Annotated in this window: 15 protein-coding genes and 1 pseudogene; 11 read left to right on the top strand and 5 right to left on the bottom strand. The window is 61.7% G+C overall.

Annotated features, from left to right (window positions below; all coding sequences use genetic code 11):
• Positions 1 to 227 precede the first annotated feature (227 nt).
• Both NKI63_RS02415 and NKI63_RS02410 read right to left on the bottom strand, forming a co-directional pair.
• The gene (locus tag NKI63_RS02415) at positions 228 to 1,274 is read right to left on the bottom strand and encodes an NAD(P)-dependent alcohol dehydrogenase (RefSeq protein WP_352777382.1); all 1,047 of its coding nucleotides are present in this window, start codon (positions 1,272 to 1,274) and stop codon (positions 228 to 230) included.
• 132 nt (positions 1,275 to 1,406) lie between these two features.
• Positions 1,407 to 2,246: a succinate dehydrogenase/fumarate reductase transmembrane subunit gene (locus NKI63_RS02410; RefSeq protein WP_352820392.1), complete on the bottom strand. Its 840-nt coding sequence runs from the start codon at positions 2,244 to 2,246 to the stop codon at positions 1,407 to 1,409.
• 530 nt (positions 2,247 to 2,776) lie between these two features.
• Here NKI63_RS02410 and NKI63_RS02405 point away from each other — a divergent pair.
• Both NKI63_RS02405 and NKI63_RS02400 read left to right on the top strand, forming a co-directional pair.
• Entirely contained in the window at positions 2,777 to 3,043 is a 267-nt protein-coding gene (locus NKI63_RS02405) for an AbrB/MazE/SpoVT family DNA-binding domain-containing protein (protein WP_352701474.1), read from the top strand.
• A pseudogene (locus tag NKI63_RS02400) lies at positions 3,040 to 3,437 on the top strand (type II toxin-antitoxin system VapC family toxin). Before NKI63_RS02405 ends, NKI63_RS02400 begins: the two are co-directional and overlap by 4 nt.
• A gap of 159 nt (positions 3,438 to 3,596) precedes the next feature.
• Here the strand turns inward: NKI63_RS02400 and NKI63_RS02395 are convergent.
• On the bottom strand, positions 3,597 to 4,388 hold the full coding sequence (locus tag NKI63_RS02395) for a class I SAM-dependent methyltransferase (protein WP_352701473.1): 792 nt from the start codon (positions 4,386 to 4,388) through the stop codon (positions 3,597 to 3,599).
• A 143-nt stretch (positions 4,389 to 4,531) separates the two neighbouring features.
• Between NKI63_RS02395 and NKI63_RS02390 the strand changes: the two genes are divergently transcribed.
• Genes NKI63_RS02390 through NKI63_RS02380 form a run of 3 tightly spaced genes read left to right on the top strand, consistent with a single transcriptional unit; the run spans position 4,532 to position 7,543 of the window.
• Positions 4,532 to 5,641, top strand: coding sequence for an ABC transporter substrate-binding protein (locus tag NKI63_RS02390; RefSeq protein ID WP_352702051.1), 1,110 nt, complete (start codon positions 4,532 to 4,534; stop codon positions 5,639 to 5,641).
• Positions 5,631 to 6,710 carry a FecCD family ABC transporter permease gene (locus NKI63_RS02385; protein WP_352646232.1) on the top strand — a complete coding sequence of 360 codons (1,080 nt, stop codon included), beginning with the start codon at positions 5,631 to 5,633 and terminating at the stop codon, positions 6,708 to 6,710. The genes NKI63_RS02390 and NKI63_RS02385 overlap by 11 nt, the downstream gene beginning before the upstream one ends.
• A complete protein-coding gene (locus NKI63_RS02380) occupies positions 6,704 to 7,543 on the top strand; it encodes an ABC transporter ATP-binding protein (protein ID WP_352701472.1) in 840 nt (279 codons plus the stop codon). Before NKI63_RS02385 ends, NKI63_RS02380 begins: the two co-directional genes overlap by 7 nt.
• An 87-nt stretch (positions 7,544 to 7,630) precedes the next feature.
• Here the strand turns inward: NKI63_RS02380 and NKI63_RS02375 are convergent, their stop codons facing one another.
• A complete protein-coding gene (locus tag NKI63_RS02375; protein WP_352820551.1) occupies positions 7,631 to 8,509 on the bottom strand; it encodes a GNAT family N-acetyltransferase in 879 nt (292 codons plus the stop codon).
• Between the two features lie 236 nt (positions 8,510 to 8,745).
• Here NKI63_RS02375 and argE point away from each other — a divergent pair, with 236 nt between their 5' ends.
• The 5 genes from argE to NKI63_RS02350 all read left to right on the top strand — a co-directional run bounded on the left by argE (position 8,746) and on the right by NKI63_RS02350 (position 13,891).
• The gene (gene argE, locus NKI63_RS02370) at positions 8,746 to 9,870 is read left to right on the top strand and encodes an acetylornithine deacetylase (RefSeq protein ID WP_352752796.1); all 1,125 of its coding nucleotides are present in this window, start codon (positions 8,746 to 8,748) and stop codon (positions 9,868 to 9,870) included.
• A gap of 16 nt (positions 9,871 to 9,886) precedes the next feature.
• The gene (locus tag NKI63_RS02365; protein WP_352752794.1) at positions 9,887 to 10,810 is read left to right on the top strand and encodes a 2-hydroxyacid dehydrogenase; all 924 of its coding nucleotides are present in this window, start codon (positions 9,887 to 9,889) and stop codon (positions 10,808 to 10,810) included.
• A 14-nt stretch (positions 10,811 to 10,824) separates the two neighbouring features.
• On the top strand, positions 10,825 to 11,181 hold the full coding sequence (locus NKI63_RS02360) for a cupin domain-containing protein (RefSeq protein WP_023678793.1): 357 nt from the start codon (positions 10,825 to 10,827) through the stop codon (positions 11,179 to 11,181).
• A gap of 171 nt (positions 11,182 to 11,352) precedes the next feature.
• Entirely contained in the window at positions 11,353 to 12,396 is a 1,044-nt protein-coding gene (locus NKI63_RS02355) for a tartrate dehydrogenase (RefSeq protein WP_352777389.1), read from the top strand.
• Between the two features lie 19 nt (positions 12,397 to 12,415).
• Entirely contained in the window at positions 12,416 to 13,891 is a 1,476-nt protein-coding gene (locus NKI63_RS02350; RefSeq protein WP_352777390.1) for an NAD-dependent succinate-semialdehyde dehydrogenase, read from the top strand.
• Positions 13,892 to 14,041: 150 nt separating this feature from the next.
• Here the strand turns inward: NKI63_RS02350 and NKI63_RS02345 are convergent, their stop codons facing one another.
• Positions 14,042 to 14,731, bottom strand: coding sequence for a haloacid dehalogenase type II (locus NKI63_RS02345; RefSeq protein ID WP_352752789.1), 690 nt, complete (start codon positions 14,729 to 14,731; stop codon positions 14,042 to 14,044).
• Positions 14,732 to 15,160: 429 nt separating this feature from the next.
• On the opposite strand from NKI63_RS02345, the gene NKI63_RS02340 reads away from it, so the two are divergent.
• Positions 15,161 to 16,537, top strand: a complete 1,377-nt coding sequence (locus tag NKI63_RS02340) for an aspartate aminotransferase family protein (protein WP_352820549.1) — start codon at positions 15,161 to 15,163, stop codon at positions 16,535 to 16,537.
• The last annotated feature ends 93 nt before the right edge of the window (positions 16,538 to 16,630 follow it).

The raw sequence follows: 16,630 nt of genomic DNA, 5'->3' as shown, positions 1-16,630 counted from the left end.
CGATTTGTCAAGTGTCGGTTCCCTCAGCACTCAAGGGATTTGCTCGTGGTCCCAGAGGATCCCGTCATCGCCGGGTGTGGAGTTGTTTTTGGAGGGAGCGCCGCCGATAAATGCCGTGTGTCAGCACCAAAAGCGCTCAGGGCTGCCGTCAGCCAGCCTTGGCGGCCCAAGAAGCTACGCAACGCACAGGAGATCGGGAGGGCAGCCCGGGGGATTTGGAACTCGCCTTAATCCGGCAATTGGATCTGAAGCTTTACGTCCGCCGGCCGGGCTTCGACCGCGCGATCAAATGCGGTGATGGAGTCTTCGAAGGGGAAGGTCGCCGAAATCAATGGTTTGAGATCGACCCGACCCGATCCCATCAGTGCGATCGCCCGGTCATATTGGTGGGCATAGCGGAATACCGTCTCGATGCGAATTTCCTTGGTAGAGGCCGTAGCGATGTCGAACGCCACCGGCGCGACCGGCAGGCCGACCACCACCACGGTACCACCGGGCCGCGGCAGATCGAGCAGGGTCTCCCATGCCTTGGACGAGCCCGAGCATTCAAACACCACGTCGGCGCCCCAGCCATCGGTCAGGCGCTTGACCTCCGCCGCCAGGTTCTTGTCGCGGACGTTGATCGGGATCACACCCTGGTAGCCGGCGGCAATGTCGAGCTTGGGTTGGGCGAGATCTGCTACAACGGCGCGGGCGCAGCCGCCGGCGAGCGCGGCGATCGCCACCATCGTGCCGATCGGCCCGGCGCCAATCACCACCGCGGTGTCACCCGGCGCAATCTTCGCTTTGGCCGCCGCCTGCATGCCGACAGCGAAGGGCTCCACCATCGCGCCCTCGGCGAAGCTGACATTGTCGGGCAGTTTGAAAGTGTAGTTGGCGGGGTGGACGACATAGGGCGTCAGCACGCCGTGGATCGGCGGCGTTGCCCAGAACCTGACCGCTGGATCGATGTTGTAGAGGCCGAGCCGGCTCGCCCGCGAATTGGGATCGGGGATACCCGGCTCCATGCAGACGCGGTCGCCGACCTTCAGATGCTCGACGCCTTCACCCGTTCCGACGACGGTGCCGGCGGCTTCATGGCCCAAGACCATCGGCGCTTCGACCACGAACGGGCCGATGCGGCCATGTGTGTAGTAGTGCACGTCGGAGCCGCAGATGCCGACAGTGTGGATTTTGATGCGAACTTCGCCCGGGCCGACGGTCTGTGGCAGATCGATGTCACGCAGCTTGAGTTCGTGTTGGCGTTCGAGGACAAGGGCGCGCACGTTCGTCATCGACGTAGTCTCCTCTAAAGCCGATCGTAGGGGCCTTTAACCCTCTACGGGTATACACACCGTCCATCTATGCATCATTGTTCTCCGGGCTGGCGCTGTGGCCCCGATAGACGCGATCGAGCGCAGGCAGGTTCAGTTGGTGCTGGTTGTGGGGGTGAACCCGCACTGCTTCTGTTCCATATCGATCTGTTTCGTGATGCGGACGGCGTTCTGCGCGTAGGCCTCCGTCACTGAGCCACTATTCACGGTCTTGCCCTTCAGCGGACTCACGCCTGCGCAGAGGTGGAAAACATGCGGCTCGGCGGACTTCGCGGCTCCGGGTTCCGGCGCGATCCAGTAGACGACATCCTGACCGGCGGGGTGGCTCGCGTCCCGCGTCGCCGCCGTTACCGCGGCGGTGTCCGTCGCGATCGCCTGCGCCTGAGCGGCGACATCGGGCGAACAGGCGGTGGTGGGCTGCCCCGACTTGATCTGGGCTGCGCATGCGTTCATATCCTGGGTGTACTGTTCGACCGACGGGGGGTTGAAACTGATCCCCATGACCGTCGCGAGCACGGCCAGCGCAGCGCCGACGCCGCCGGCAACCTTCTTGGTCCGCGGATCCATGTTTTTGTCGGTGAGGATCAAGAAAACCAGCGGGAGGAAGGCAATCAGCGTGATGATTGCGCCGAGCTGGTTTTGGAAGAAGAACCTGGCCGCGTCGGATGCACGGGCCGGATCGTGCCTGTTGGCCGCCTTCCACAGCAAGTTGCCGGCGATTGCGAAAATCGCGATGCCGACCAGAAGGCCGATGACCAGCGGCAGGTGTGCCTGGTCGAACTTGTTCTGGCGAAGCAGCATGATTCCGTAGATCTCGCCGCCAATGGCGACGATCCACGAGAGTGCGGCGAAAAGGCGAAGACGCGTGGCGGAGGACTTCTGGCCCTGCGTCGCTTGCCAATCCTTGGTAACGTCTGGCTTGTTGTCGGTCATTGACCAGATCCCCTGATATCGACACTTCTGCGGGCAGCGTTAGACCAGAAGGCCAACCGCCCGGCGCAGCAGCATTGAACGAGCGCCACCTGCCTTAGCGACACCGCGAAAATGTGATCGCCACGGCAGGCCTCATCTCCATTGATAATTCATATTGCGCATGAGTGGGTCCGTCCAGACCCACGCAGGCACACGCTATGCGGCGATGGCTCCGTTCTTCTCAATCTCCGGCTCGACCTTGACGTAGCGGACTGACAACTTACGGCCAATAAATGCGACTTAGAGTATCTGCTCGGCAAAGAGGGCTCCTGTACAACTCCGACGTCGCAGGGGGCAGATCAACCGGTTCGGCCAACATCAGAATCAGTCGAACGAGGGGGCGAGCGCGAATCCACGATGCCTGACGGCTTTCTAAAAGGCATCAATGCCATTCAGTCGCCGCATGGACGCCAAGCTTTGGCCCCCCGACCATCTGCATTGATAATAATGCAGATTTGCATGATCTTATCGCGAGAACAGGAATGTTTAACATGGCAACGTTGACAGTGACGACAAGGGGACAGGTGACGTTCCGCAATGACGTGCTGCAACATCTGGGCATCAAACCGGGCGAGAAGATCGAGCTTGATCTGCTGCCCGACGGTCGGGCGGAATTGAGGGCTGCACGGGCGAACGGGTCGTTCCGGGACCTCCACGGCTTCCTCAGAGGCAAGACGAACGGCCGGGTGCTCAGCATCGAGGAGATCAACGAGGCGATAGCGGAAGCGGGCGCGGCGGCCGGGTCCGGCAAGAAATGAGGGTGACGGCCGACACGAATGTGCTGCTGCGCGCCTATGTCGCCGATGATGACGCGCAGGCCGCCATTGCCGTCGACCTGCTGGCCAAAGCGGACATCGTGGCCGTGAGCTTGCAGGCTTGTGCGAGTTCGCCCGGGTTCTGGCCCGGCAGTACCAGACAGAGCGCGAAAATATTGCCGCGGCGATCCGGGCGTTGCTGAACACCGCGAATGTTGTCGTCAACCGGCCGGCAGTTGAGTCAGGGCTGTCAGTCCTCGATGCCGGCGGCGATTTCGCGGACGGCGTGATCGCTTTTGACGGCGGCTGGCTTGGCGGGGAGACTTTCGTCTCGTTTGACCGGAAGGCCGTCAAACTGCTCTCGGCGCAGGGACAATCCGTACAGCTTCTTTTCTAAGTCTCTTTCCGCGGTGGTCTTTCGCCCTGTGCTGTCGCGTCTTTAGAGGCCGCTGCGAGCAATCGGATTCTGTCTGCGCTACGGATGTCAGATCAGAATGGCGGGGTGGGAGCCGACGATCGCCGATAGATGGTTGTGGAAATCGTTAGAATTCCCCAACTACCAGGCCGACTTGGTCGCGCAAATCGCGTAGCGATGCTGCGTCGAGCGTTCCAGCGCCCTGAGGAAGTTCATGTGCCGCGCCTGCGCACGATGAGTTGCGCCGAGCCGGGTGTCGACCACGGGCATCTCAAAGCCAGCCTCAACCAGAAGCGCGCAGACCTCGTCCGCTTTGGCGCCGCGCGAAAAGTGCAGCCGTGACAGGATGCTGCGATGGCGGTCCGCCATCACCTGATCCAGTTCGTGGACCGGCCCGACCGTCCGGCCAACCGCCCTTTCCAGGACTTGTCGCAGAGGGGTTAGCCAGGTCGTACTGACGAAATCACCATCAATAATCAGCAGCCGTCCGCCCGGCTTGAGCAGCGAGAACCATTCGGCGAATGCCGCTCGCGGATCCACCAACGTCCAGACGAGATGACGAGTGACGAGGACGTCGTAGCTTTCTGCTTTTTCAAGGGTTCGCTCGGCGTCACCGATCAGAAACCGGATGCCGCTTTCCCTCTGCGTCGCCTTTGCACGCGCGCGGGCAAGCATGGCCTCTGACCAATCGAGCCCGGTCACGGCATAACCCAGGTCGTGCATGAGATGGGATATGACCCCGGTGCCGCAAGCGAGGTCGAGAGCGCGACGCCCATCCCCGCGCCCCAAGTGCTTGAGTATCAGCCTGTGCCAGGCCAGGCGTTCCCGCTGTGAGAAGATTTCATGCCCCACCGAAAGGTCGAATGTTCCGGCGCGCGTCGACCAATAGTCGCGTATCTCGTCCCGCAGCGAATAATTGGGCTCGCCCGCCATTCCAGACCCCTTGTCGTCGTACCAGTCTGGAATGGCTCTAAAAGATATTTCTTGAGAATTGAAGTCATCTTTTATAAGCCACCTCCGGCTGATCCATTTCAAGAGAGGGCGCGATGAATTTCGGAAAGATCCCAGCAGCGACGATGGCGGCCGCTATCGTCGCTCTGTCGATGACGCTGGCCGCCAGGGCCGAAATGGTTGCAGTGACTGACATCACGGGCCGCCAGGTCAAGGTGAACGTGCCTGTCGAGAGGGTAATCCTGGGTGAGGGCCGGCAGGTCTATCTCGTCGCGGCGCTCGACACCGAGGATCCGTTCAAGCGCATCGCTGGCTGGCGCGAGGATTTCAGCCAAGCGGATCCGGACAACTACGCCGCCTATCTGGAACAATTCCCAAGGATGGCGAATATCCCCACATTCGGCGGTTTCAAGGACGGCACTTTCGACGTCGAGCAGGCGATATCGCTCAAGCCCGACGTCATCGTGATGAACATCGAGTCGAAGCAGGCCACGGAAGACGCCAAGTATATCGAGAAGCTCACCGCTGCCGGCATTCCGTTGGTTTATGTCGATTTCCGCGAGCGTCCCTTTACCAACACCGAACCCAGCATGCGCCTGTTTGGCAGGCTGTTCGGCAAGGAGGAGCGCGCCGAGGAATTCATCACCTGGCGCGCCGCCGAGATCGCGCGCGTTACCGACGTAATCGAGAAGGCCAAGCCGGAAAGGCCCAAGGTCTTCATCGAACGCGCCGGCGGCTATTCAGACGATTGCTGCATGAGCTTCGGCGACGACAATTTCGGCAAATTCGTTGAGATGGCAGGCGGTGACAACATCGCCAAGGACATCATCCCCGGCACCTTCGGCACACTCAATCCCGAACAGATCATCGCCTCCGACCCGGATCAGATCATCGTCACCGGCGGCTCGTGGGACGCCTATGTATCGGGCGGTGCCTGGGTGGGCGTCGGCCCCGGCCGTGATGAGGCGGAGGCGGTGCGCAAGCTGAAGGCGCTGACCGAGCGGCCGGCTCTGACCGGCGTGAAGGCCGTCGAGGACGGCGCGGTGCATGCCATCTGGCATCAGTTCTACAACAGTCCTTATCAGTTCGTGGCCGTCCAGCAGATGGCGAAGTGGCTGCATCCCGATCTTTTCGCCGACCTTGATCCTGAGGTGACCTTCAGCGAGTTGCACAAGAAATTCCTGCCCATCGCATACAGGCCCGGCCACTGGGTCTCGCTGACCGATGTCGATTGAATCGGCGGCCGTCAGCACCGCGCTCGACAGCACCGATGGACGAGGGCGTTACCGCGCTCTCGTCTGGCGGCGGCAGTTGATCCTTGCCGGCCTCGGCGCTGCTCTGCTCTTCAGCCTGTGCGTCGACCTTGCGGTCGGTCCCGCCCGCTACGACCTCGGTGAGGTCGTGCGGGCCCTTGTGTTCCCCGACACCGTGCCGCAGCAGGTGCGCGTGGTGCTCTGGGACATCCGCATGCCGGTGGCCCTGATGGCGATTGTCGTAGGGGCGGCGCTCGCCGTGGCCGGCGCGCAGATGCAGACCATCCTCAACAACCCGCTGGCGAGCCCCTTCACGCTCGGCATATCCGCCGCCGCGAGCTTCGGCGCCGCGCTTGCGCTTGCCTTCGCGGTGAGGCTTGTCCCCGCCGCAGTCGAGTATGTAGTGCCGATCAACGCCTTCGTGATGGCGATGCTGGCGGCCTTCCTAATTCACGTGCTGAGCGTCAAGCGCGGCGTCAGCGCGGAGACCATCGTGCTGCTCGGCATCGCGCTGGTTTTCACCTTCAACGCCCTGCTCGCGCTCGTCCAGTTTTTCGCGTCGGCGGAAGCGCTGGCGGCGGTCGTCTTCTGGACAATGGGCAGCCTCACCAAGGCCACCTGGCCTAAGCTTGCGGTCACCACATTCATTCTCCTCGCAGTCTTACCCATTTTCGCCCGGCGCGCCTGGGCGCTGACTGCGTTGAGGCTCGGTGAGGACAAGGCGGCCAGCTTCGGCGTCAAAGTCGGTCGCCTGCGGCTCGAGACGCTCATCCTGGTGAGCCTCCTCGCCGCCATTCCCGTCGCCTTCGTCGGCACCATAGGTTTTATCGGCCTCGTGGGCCCGCACATCGCGCGCATGGTCATCGGCGAGGACCAACGCTTCTTCCTGCCCGCATCGGCCCTCGCGGGCGCGCTCATCCTGTCGGCCAGCTCGGTCGTCAGCAAGTCGCTTATCCCGGGGACGGTCTTCCCGATCGGGATCGTCACCTCGCTGATCGGCATTCCCTTCTTCATCTCGCTCATCCTGTCCAGCACGAGGCGCTCATGGTGACGATCCGGCTTGAGGCGCTCGGCGCGCGCTACGGCACGAGCCTCCGGCTTCGGGATGTGACGACGCCAGCGTTCGAGGGCGGAGACATTGTGGCCGTGATCGGTCCGAATGCCGCCGGGAAGTCGACGCTCTTCAGGCGAATCGCCGGCCTCCTGCACGGACCGGGAGCAATGCATGTCGAGGGGGCCATTCGCGGGACGAGCGGCATCTGCTACATGCCACAGGAAACGTCCGCCAACGCGGTGCTCACCGTCTATGAGTCAGTGTTGCTCGCCCGCAAGCAGGGTATGGGCTGGTCCGTGGGCGACGATGATCTGGCTCGCATCGACGAGATCCTTGCGGCGCTCGGCATCGCCGACATCGCTTTCCGCAACATTGGCGAGCTTTCCGGCGGCCAGCGGCAACTCGCCAGCCTGGCACAGACGCTGGTGCGCGAGCCGGAGGTCCTGCTGATGGACGAACCGACATCAGCACTCGATCTGTCGCGGCAGGTGGAAGTGCTCGGTCTCATGCGCGAACTTGCCAGGGCGCGAGGCATGGTCGTGCTGATCGCCCTGCACGACCTCAATCAGGCCCTGCGCTTCAGCGATCAGACAATGGTCATCGCGGACAGCCGGCTGGTCGCATGCGGGCCAACGCGGGACATCATCACCTCACATCTGCTGCGGGACATTTATCATCTCAACGCGCGCATCGAGCCGTGCTCGCGCGGCATCGGCCATGTCATCGTGGATGGCGTGGCGGATGGGCGTCGGACGCTCACAATGCCGGCAGCGGAGACCGAATCCGGGCTTCGGAGCAGATTCGAGGCGGCAGCCGTTCCGGCCGCGTGACGGCAACGGCATTAAGCCGGTTGATCGACGCCCGCACTGATCGACCTGGTCCTCTAACCGCTGGTTGAAGGCGACAGCGTGCTGCATTCAACTCAAGGCGTGGCCGGCCAATCCATAGACCCAAGGCCCATTGTCTTCCCGGTTCAGAAAGCGGCGCCCCTTGGACATGGTCGTAACGGTCTCGGCAATGCCGAGGCCGCACTGCTGGAGAAACGCGGCAAACACGCCATCCTTCTCGCGGGTGTCGACACGGGCAAATCGTCCTGCCAGTCCGTTCAGATGCACGGCTGTAAGATGGACCGCGTCGAGATCGTTTCGCGCGACCATCGGGCCGATCACGTGACCACGCCCGAACTCGCGACACATGGAATAGCCGACGATCTCGCTGCCGCGGCTCAAAGTGCAGATTGAGGCATCGGCCGCGAGCAACGTGAGCAGCCTCTCGCGGTTTGTCCCAAACGCGCGGGTGTCCAGCGCCGTGATCTCCTTTAGCCTGTCGCTCGACAGCGCCTGCAATTGACCGTCCAGGGACGGCACTGTTGGGAGGATCGGTGGGACTTCCCCCTGGCGCATGTATACAGTCGCCTCGGTCGTGAAACCGAGTGAGACATAAAGAGGATAGGCAGCATGGGTAGCATTGAGTGCCAAGTTGCGATCGCCGCACTGCTCGAGGACTAGGTCCATGAGCCATCGGCCGCCTCCTTGCGCTTGCGTGCGGGGCGTTGTGATCACTACGCCGATGGTGGCGAAATCGTCCCCGTGAGGAAACCACATCGCGCTGCCGAAAACGCGCCCAATACCGTCAACGGCAACGATGCCCTGGCCGGCGCGACGCAGTAGGTTCCAATCCTTCGGCCGATGAGGCCAGCGGACTGAGATCGACAGCGCGTGCAGCAGCTCAACGTCGACATCATTGATGTCCCGCGCGACCAGTTCGAAGGATTTCAGGCGTACTGATCTCTGCATCTCAGTCGATCCTTCAACAAATGCGCAAGGCACGCGGTGTGACGTTGTGATCGATCGCCATGTCGCGACATGCCTCTTTTGCCGTAGCATTATACGGGAAAGCCAGCAGGTTTCGCTGGTTCGAGGTGCTTTTTCGCAATCTTCGGCCAAAGCATGACGCAATTCGGCAGGGAACTCTGCTGCCTGCGGATACGCTGGTTGCACCCGGTGATAATGTGCGATTAGAGCGGACCGCCATGAACGTGGATGAAATCCTCGCGACGCTGATTGGATTTCCCTCTGTTGTGGGCACGCCAAACCGCGCGATCGTCGATTGGATCCGCGACTACTGTCAGGCAGCCGGAGCCGAGGTGACGGTTCTGCCCGGTCCCGAGGGCGACCGGTCCAACCTCTTCGTGACGATCGGCCCGCGCCAGGGTCGGGGCTACATCATCTCCGGACATATGGATGTCGTGCCGGCCGGCGAGCCGGAATGGAGCTCGGATCCGTTCGTCCTGCGCCGCGAGGGCGGCAGGCTATACGGCCGCGGCACCACCGACATGAAGGGCTTCCTCGCCTGCGCATTGGCCGCGCTCCCAGGACTTGCGGCGATGAACCTGCGGCAGCCAGTTCATCTCGCATTCTCCTATGACGAAGAGGCGGGGTGCCGTGGTGTGCCGCATCTCCTGGCCGCGTTGCCGAGCTTATGCGAGAGGCCGCTTGGCGCCATTGTCGGCGAGCCGAGCAGAATGCAGCCTGTGCGCGCGCACAAGGGGAAGGCCGCCGCGCGGCTCGAGGTGATCGGGCGATCCGGCCATTCCTCACGCCCCGATCTCGGACTCAATGCTGTGCACGCCATGGCCAGCGTCATCACATACGCCGTGGTCTACGGCCAGTCCCTCGCCGACGGGCCGCTCGATGAAAATTTCGAGCCCCCATATTCTTCCTTGCAGGTGGGCGTCATCGCCGGTGGACAGGCGGTCAACATCATCCCTGGCCAATGCACAGCCGATATCGAGGTGCGCGCCGTGCCCGGCGTTTCTCCAGCCTCCCTGCTTGAGCCTGTCAAGACCCGGCTTTTCGCCCTGCGAGACAGTGGCTTCGATGTGGCGTGGCACGAGTTGAGCACCTATCCCGCCCTCGCGCCCGCGAACGGGAGCGCGCTAGCGGCCGTTCTGACCGAGCTGACGGGGCAGGAGCCGCTCACAGCCGTCAGCTTCGGCACGGAGGCCGGGCTTTACCAGCAGGCCGGCATCGACGCGATCATTTGCGGTCCTGGCGACATCGGCCGTGCCCATCGTCCCAATGAGTATATCGAGATCGGTGAACTCGCCGCTTGCCGGAAGATGATCGAGGGGCTTGGCGCGCGTCTTGCGGCCTGAAGGAAGGGCGGTCGCCATGGCGTTTCTTTTCAATTCCGATGCGGCGCGTGCTGCGGTCTTCCGCGAGATATTCGCGCGCGAGCTCCCGGATCTGGATTTCTTCCATTCCGGAGATGAGATGGAGCCGGAGAAGGTGCGCTATCTCATCACCTGGACGGTGCCGGACGAGATCTCGCGCTACCGCAATCTGGAAGTGCTGTTTTCCATCGGCGCGGGCGTCGACCAGTTCAAGCAGGACGTGGTGCCAAGCCATGTGAAGCTTGTGCGCATGGTCGAGGACGGCATCATACGCATGATGCAGGAATACGTTGCGCTCGGCGTGTTGGCGCTCCACCGCGAGATGCCCGCTTATCTTGAGCAGCAGAAAAGATGCCTCTGGAAACCGATTGCCGCTCGACAGGCGGCCGAACGCCGGGTTGGCTTTCTCGGCCTTGGCATGCTGGCCCGCGCGGCTATCGAGCGTTTGAAGCCGTTCCAGTTTCAGCTTGCCGGGTGGAGCCGCAGCGAAAAGCGGATCGAGGACGTCGCCTGCTTTCACGGCACGGACCAACTCGCGGGCTTTCTGAAGCAAACGGATATTCTCGTCTGCCTGCTCCCGCTCACGGAACAAACGCACGGCATGCTCGACGCGGAGTTCTTCCACTTACTGCCCGCCGGGGCTCAACTGCTGCATGTCGGCAGGGGTCCGCAACTGGACCAGGCCGCGCTGATCGACGCGCTCGACACCGGTCACGTATCTGCGGCGATGCTTGATGTCACCGATCCAGAACCGCTCCCGGAAGACCATCCGCTGTGGTCGCATCCGAAGGTGATGATAACGCCGCACATCGCCTCGGTGACGCAACCGCATACGGCGGCACAATCCGTCGTCGACAACATTCGGCGCCACCGCGCCGGAGAAGAACTGATCGGCCTCGTCGATCGGACACTCGGCTACTAACCAGGAATCATCACATGTCACTTCTGATCACGATCGACACAGTTCCAGACTTTGCGCCGAAGGAGGCATTACCGGCTCCGGAGCGGCTCATTTCCGGCAATCCATCCTTCAAGACTTGGGCGCAGGATGCCTCGAAAGGTGAGAAGGTTCTGACCGGCGTCTGGGAGGCGACGCCCGGCGAGACGCATTCGATCAAGGGCACTATCTACGAGTTCTGCCACATCGTCTCGGGTCTCGTAGAAATCGAGGAGAAGGGCGGTGAGACCAAGACCTACCGCGCCGGCGACAGTTTCGTGATGAAACCCGGTTTCGTCGGCGTCTGGCGCACGATCGAGACCGTACGCAAGATCTACGTCTGCGTTTATGACTGAGTTCAGTGCTCAAGGTCCGGCCGAATAGCGCGCGGCGGTTCCAGAACAATCGGCTTTTCAGGTTCCGCCTGACGCGATTCGACGCCGTCGGAGGCATAAACCTCGACGGAAAATGCGGCGGGCGGTCGACTACTGTTCGGGCGACGCCAGTGCGAATGAGGACCTCCATCCATGAAGACCTACAAGATAGCGCTGATCCCCGGCGACGGCATCGGCAAGGACGTGACGCAGGCGGCATGGCAGGTGCTGCAAGTGGCGGCTAAGCAGGGCGGTTTCGTCCTTGATGACATAAGATTCCCGTGGTCGTGCGCCTACTACCTGGAGACCGGTGCAATGATGCCGTCAGACGGCATCGATACACTCCGAAAATTCGATGCGATCTATCTCGGCGCTGTGGGCTGGTCCGCGGAAGTGCCCGACTCAGTATCGCTTCACGGACTGCTCCTGCCGATCCGGAAAGGCTTCACGCAGTACGCCAACATACGACCGCACCGGCTGTTGCCGGGCGTTCAGGGGCCCCTCCGCTCCGATGGTTTCGATATCCTGTGCATCCGTGAGAATACGGAAGGCGAATATTCCGGCGCCGGTGGGCGCGTTCATTCCGGCACGGCCGATGAGGTCGCGGTTGAGACTGCGATCTTCACGCGTACGGGTGTCGAACGGATCATCCGTTTCGGTTTCGAACAGGCGCGGGCGCGTCGCAAGAAGCTCGCATCTGTCACCAAATCCAACGCGCAGAAGCACTCCATGGTTTTCTGGGATGAGGTCACGCGCGAGGTGGCGAAAGACTATGCCGATGTGGAGGTCTCGCACTACCACATCGACGCCATTGCCGCCCGTATGGTCCTGGCGCCGGAAAGCCTCGACGTAATCGTCGCATCGAACCTTTTCGGCGACATCCTCACCGATATTGGAGCGGCCATTCAGGGAGGGCTGGGTTACGCCGCCTCCGCCAATATCAATCCCGATCGCAGCGTGCCTTCCATGTTCGAGCCGGTCCATGGTTCGGCGCCCGACATCGCGCATCTCGGCGTCGCCAATCCGATCGCCGCGATCTGGTCCGGTGCCATGATGCTCGAGCATCTGGGCGAGGGGCACGCTGCGGCGGAAGTGATGTCGGCAATCGAGTCCGCAACCGCGCGGGGGATTGGCACGATCGCAGGCAAGGACAGGACTGAAACGATCGCGCAGGCCGTGCTGGCAGGATTAAGTTGAAAGGGAAGAGGAAAAGACCATGAATGCGATGACGAAGGTTGGCATGTTCAACGATTCCGACCTTTTTCGCCAGCAGGCGCTGATTGGCGGTGTCTGGCGGGATGCGGAAACGAAGGGCGCGGTCGATGTCATTGACCCTGCCAGCCAAATTGTTCTCGGCACCGTTCCCGCAATGGGGGAGAACGAGACGAGAGCGGCAATCGATGCCGCGGCCGAGGCCTTCAAAGGCTGGAAGAAAAGGACGCATGCCGAGCGTGCAGGATTTCTGGAACGCTGGCACGACCTCATCCGCCAGCACGAACAGGATCTCGCGCTCCTGCTGACGCTGGAACAGGGCAAGCCGCTTGCCGAGGCATTGGCGGAAATCCATTACGGCGCCTCCTTCGTGAAATGGTTCGCCGAAGAAGCTCGCCGGATCGGTGGCTCGACCATTCCGTCACCCACGGCCGATCGCCGCATTCTGGTGCTGAAAGAACCCGTCGGCGTCTGCGCCATCATCACGCCGTGGAATTTCCCCAACGCGATGATCGCACGCAAAGTAGCACCGGCGCTGGCCGCAGGTTGTACGGTTGTCATCAAGCCGTCGGAATTTACGCCATTCTCGGCGCTGGCGCTCGGCGTTCTGGCGGAACGGGCAGGTATCCCTGCAGGCGTGATCAACATTGTGACCGGCATGCCCGTCGAAATCGGCAACGAACTGATGGCCAATCAGACGGTGCGCAAGATCTCGTTCACCGGTTCGACCCGCGTCGGTGCGCTGCTCATGCGCGGCGCGTCCGATACCATCAAGCGGCTGAGCCTGGAGCTTGGCGGCAACGCACCCTTTATCGTCTTTGACGACGCCGATCTGGATAAGGCAGTTGAAGGGGTGATCGCATCCAAGTTCCGCAATGGCGGTCAAACCTGCGTCTGCGCGAACCGGATTCTTGTGCAGGAAGGCGTTTACGACGCTTTCGCCGAAAAGCTGAGCCGGCGCGTCACGCGGATGAAGGTTGGCGCAGGGACCGATGAGGGCACTGAGATCGGCCCGATGATCAACGCAGCCGCGATCGACAAGATCGAGCGTCACATCGCCGATGCTCAGGCGAAAGGCGCGCAGATCATCGCCCAAAGCGAGACGATGCCGGAGGGTAAGCAATATGCACGGCCCGTCGTGCTGGGAGAAGCTACTGCGGGGATGCTCCTGGCATCGGAAGAGACGTTCGGTCCAGTGGCGCCGCTTTTTCGCTTCGAGACGGAGGAAGAGGCCATCGCCATTGCGAACGGTACGCCGTTCGGCCTTGCCGCCTACTTCTACACCGACAACCTCAAGCGCTCATGGCGTGTTGCCGAGGCGCTGGAGTTCGGTATGGTCGGGCTCAACACAGGCATGATCTCTACCGAGGTTGCGCCTTTCGGCGGTGTCAAGCAATCGGGAGTGGGGCGCGAAGGATCGCAGCTCGGCATCGAGGAATATCTCGAGGTCAAGGCGCTTCATGTTGGCGGGCTTAACTAGTTATCTTGCACGCAGGTGGAAACACTTGCAGCCCTAAAGCGTTGGAACCACAAGAAAGGGGCGGTGAAAACCGCCCTTTCTCTATCGCGACCAGTGATTATTAACGTCTGGGAGTGCCTCAGCCTGGTGCGACTGCGCCAGCAAACAAAGTTAGGCGAATTCCCGAACAGGCTCCAGCCCGACGGCGCCGGCCAAACCGCCGATATCCTTGATTTCGGTATATTCGTAGAAGGGGTTCGCAGGTTCATGGCCGCGGTTCACCCAGACCTTGCTCTTGATGCCAAGATCATAGGCGGTCATGAGATCGTAGCGGAATGAAGACGACACATGTGTGATGTCCTCCGGGCCGCAGCCTAGCTTCTCGAGCATATATTCGAAGCCCTTCATCTGCGGCTTGTAGGCGCCGGTCTCCTCGGCCGTGATGACCATGTGAAAGGGTGCGCCGAGTTTCTCCACATTCGACATGATCAGGCTCTTCATGGAGTTCGACAGGATCACCAGCGGAATCTCCTTGGCGACCTTGGCCAGGCCCGCCGGGACATCCGGGTGCGGACCCCATGTCGGCACTTCCGCATAGATGCGTTGGGCATCTTCGGGCCGGAATGCGACGCCGTTGCGCTTGCAGGTCCGTTCCACGGAATTGTGCACGACCTCGCTGTACGGCTTCCAGGCGCCAAGAACCTCGTCGAGGCGATAGGCCGAGAAATCCTTGATGAACTGCGCCATCCCAGCTGGGGAGAGCTGCGCGCCGTATACGCGTCTCGCCGCACCGGCCATGTCGAAGTTGGTCAGCGTACCATAGCAGTCGAAGGTGATGTATTTCGGTCTGAACTGGGTCATGGGCGTCGATCCTTCCAATCCTGTCGGCACCGCGTGCCTTTAACAGCAAGGATCATAATGAGGACCGCAGAAGACTAGTCGCCGCATTCGATGCGCCCTGAAGCAGATTGTTTTGTATTGCGTGAGAGCTTTGGCAGAGAGTTGCGCCTGAGTTCGTTTCGAGCTTCGGCGGAGCGCGATCCTTCAGCCGCGCGTCGGCATAAGATGCGGCGCCGGCGACAAAGGAAAGTCAAAACGCCCATCGCTCAGGTTCTGGTCGGGAGGAACTGCTGTCCGCGGCGGGCTATCTTCGGCCTAGGCGAATTCAGGCCCGAAATGAACCGTGACCGCGCAGCAGATCACGCTGGAAAACGAGCTGAAGGACGAAACCGCACCACACCGGACTTACGCTCTCGTAAGTCAGGCACTACGCTGAATCGGAGGAAGCAAATGCTGGCAAACTCACTGATCGAACTCGATCGCGCACATCTGGTTCACCCGTTTTCATGCTATCGGAGCCACGAGGAGACGGGCGTGCGGGTGCTCAAATCCGCCAAAGGCGCAACCGTGACCGATGCAAGCGGGAAAACCCTGCTGGACGGATTCGCCGGTCTATGGTGTGTAAATATCGGATATGGCCAGGAAAGCGTCATTGAAGCAGCGACAAAGCAGCTAAGAGAGCTTCCCTATGCGACGGGATATTTCGGGTTGGGATCCGAGCCTGCCATTCGCCTTGCTGCCAGGCTTGCCGAGCTGGCGCCCGGCGATTTGAACCATGTCTATTTCACGCTTGGCGGCTCCGACGCAGTCGACAGTACGATCCGCTTCATTCGCTATTACTACCATGCCAAGGGTACGCCGCAAAAGGACCAGTTCATCTCCGTGGAGCACGGCTACCATGGATCCTCGACGGCAGGGTCAGGTCTGACCGCGATCCCGGCTTTTCACGCGGGTTTCGGCGTGCCTTACGACTGGCAGCACAAGATTCCCTCGCACTACGCCTATCGCAATCCAGTCGGTTCCGATCCGCAGGCGATCATCGGCGCATCGGTCGCGGCCCTGCGGGCCAAAATTGCAGAACTCGGCGCGGGCCGCGTTGCGGCCTTCTACGCCGAACCCATCCAGGGTTCGGGCGGTGTCCTCGTTCCACCGACAGGTTGGCTGAAGGCTCTGCACGCCGTGTGCAAGGAACACGACATTCTGTTCATTGCCGACGAAGTTATCACTGCCTTTGGCCGCACAGGCCCTCTCTTCGCCTGTGAGGAAGACGAGGTCGTGCCGGATTTCATGACCACGGCGAAGGGACTGACCTCGGGCTACGTGCCGATGGGCGCCGTCTTCATGTCGGACCATGTGTACAATACGATCGCGGACGGAGCCGGCAAAGCGGCTGTCGGCCATGGCTATACCTATTCGGCCCATCCCGTGAGCGCGGCGGTCGGGCTCGAATGTCTGCGTCTCTATGAAGATGGCCTGCTCGAGAATGGGCGGAAGGTGGGGAAGCGGTTGATGGAAGGCCTTCGCTCGCTCGCCGACCACCCGCTGGTTGGCGACATTCGCGGTCGCGGCATGCTGGCAGCAATCGAGTTGGTCACCGACAAGGCACGCAAGACACCGCTGCCGGCGGCGGCCGATCCGGGGCGCCGCATCTTCGAGCGCGCGTGGGCAAACGGCCTTGTCATCCGTGCCTTCAACAGCGGCATCCTCGGCTTTGCGCCGCCGCTCTGCTGCACCGAGGACGATATTGATGAAATCCTTGAACGCACGCGGATGACGCTGGACCAAACCCTCGAAGATAAGGACGTGCGGGCAGCGATGAAGGGGTGATCATTGCCATCACCGAACCGACCTGAGTCAATGCGGTAGACGCCTGGCGCCCCGAAGCAATCCTCAGGTGATGCCGCCGTCTGCCAAGTGCAA

The sequence above is a fragment of the Mesorhizobium sp. M0410 genome (assembly GCF_040321435.1).
Classification (GTDB): Bacteria; Pseudomonadota; Alphaproteobacteria; order Rhizobiales; family Rhizobiaceae; genus Mesorhizobium.
The sequence above is the reverse complement of the archived record's forward strand: the minus strand, read 5'-3'. Positions and strand labels throughout refer to the sequence as shown.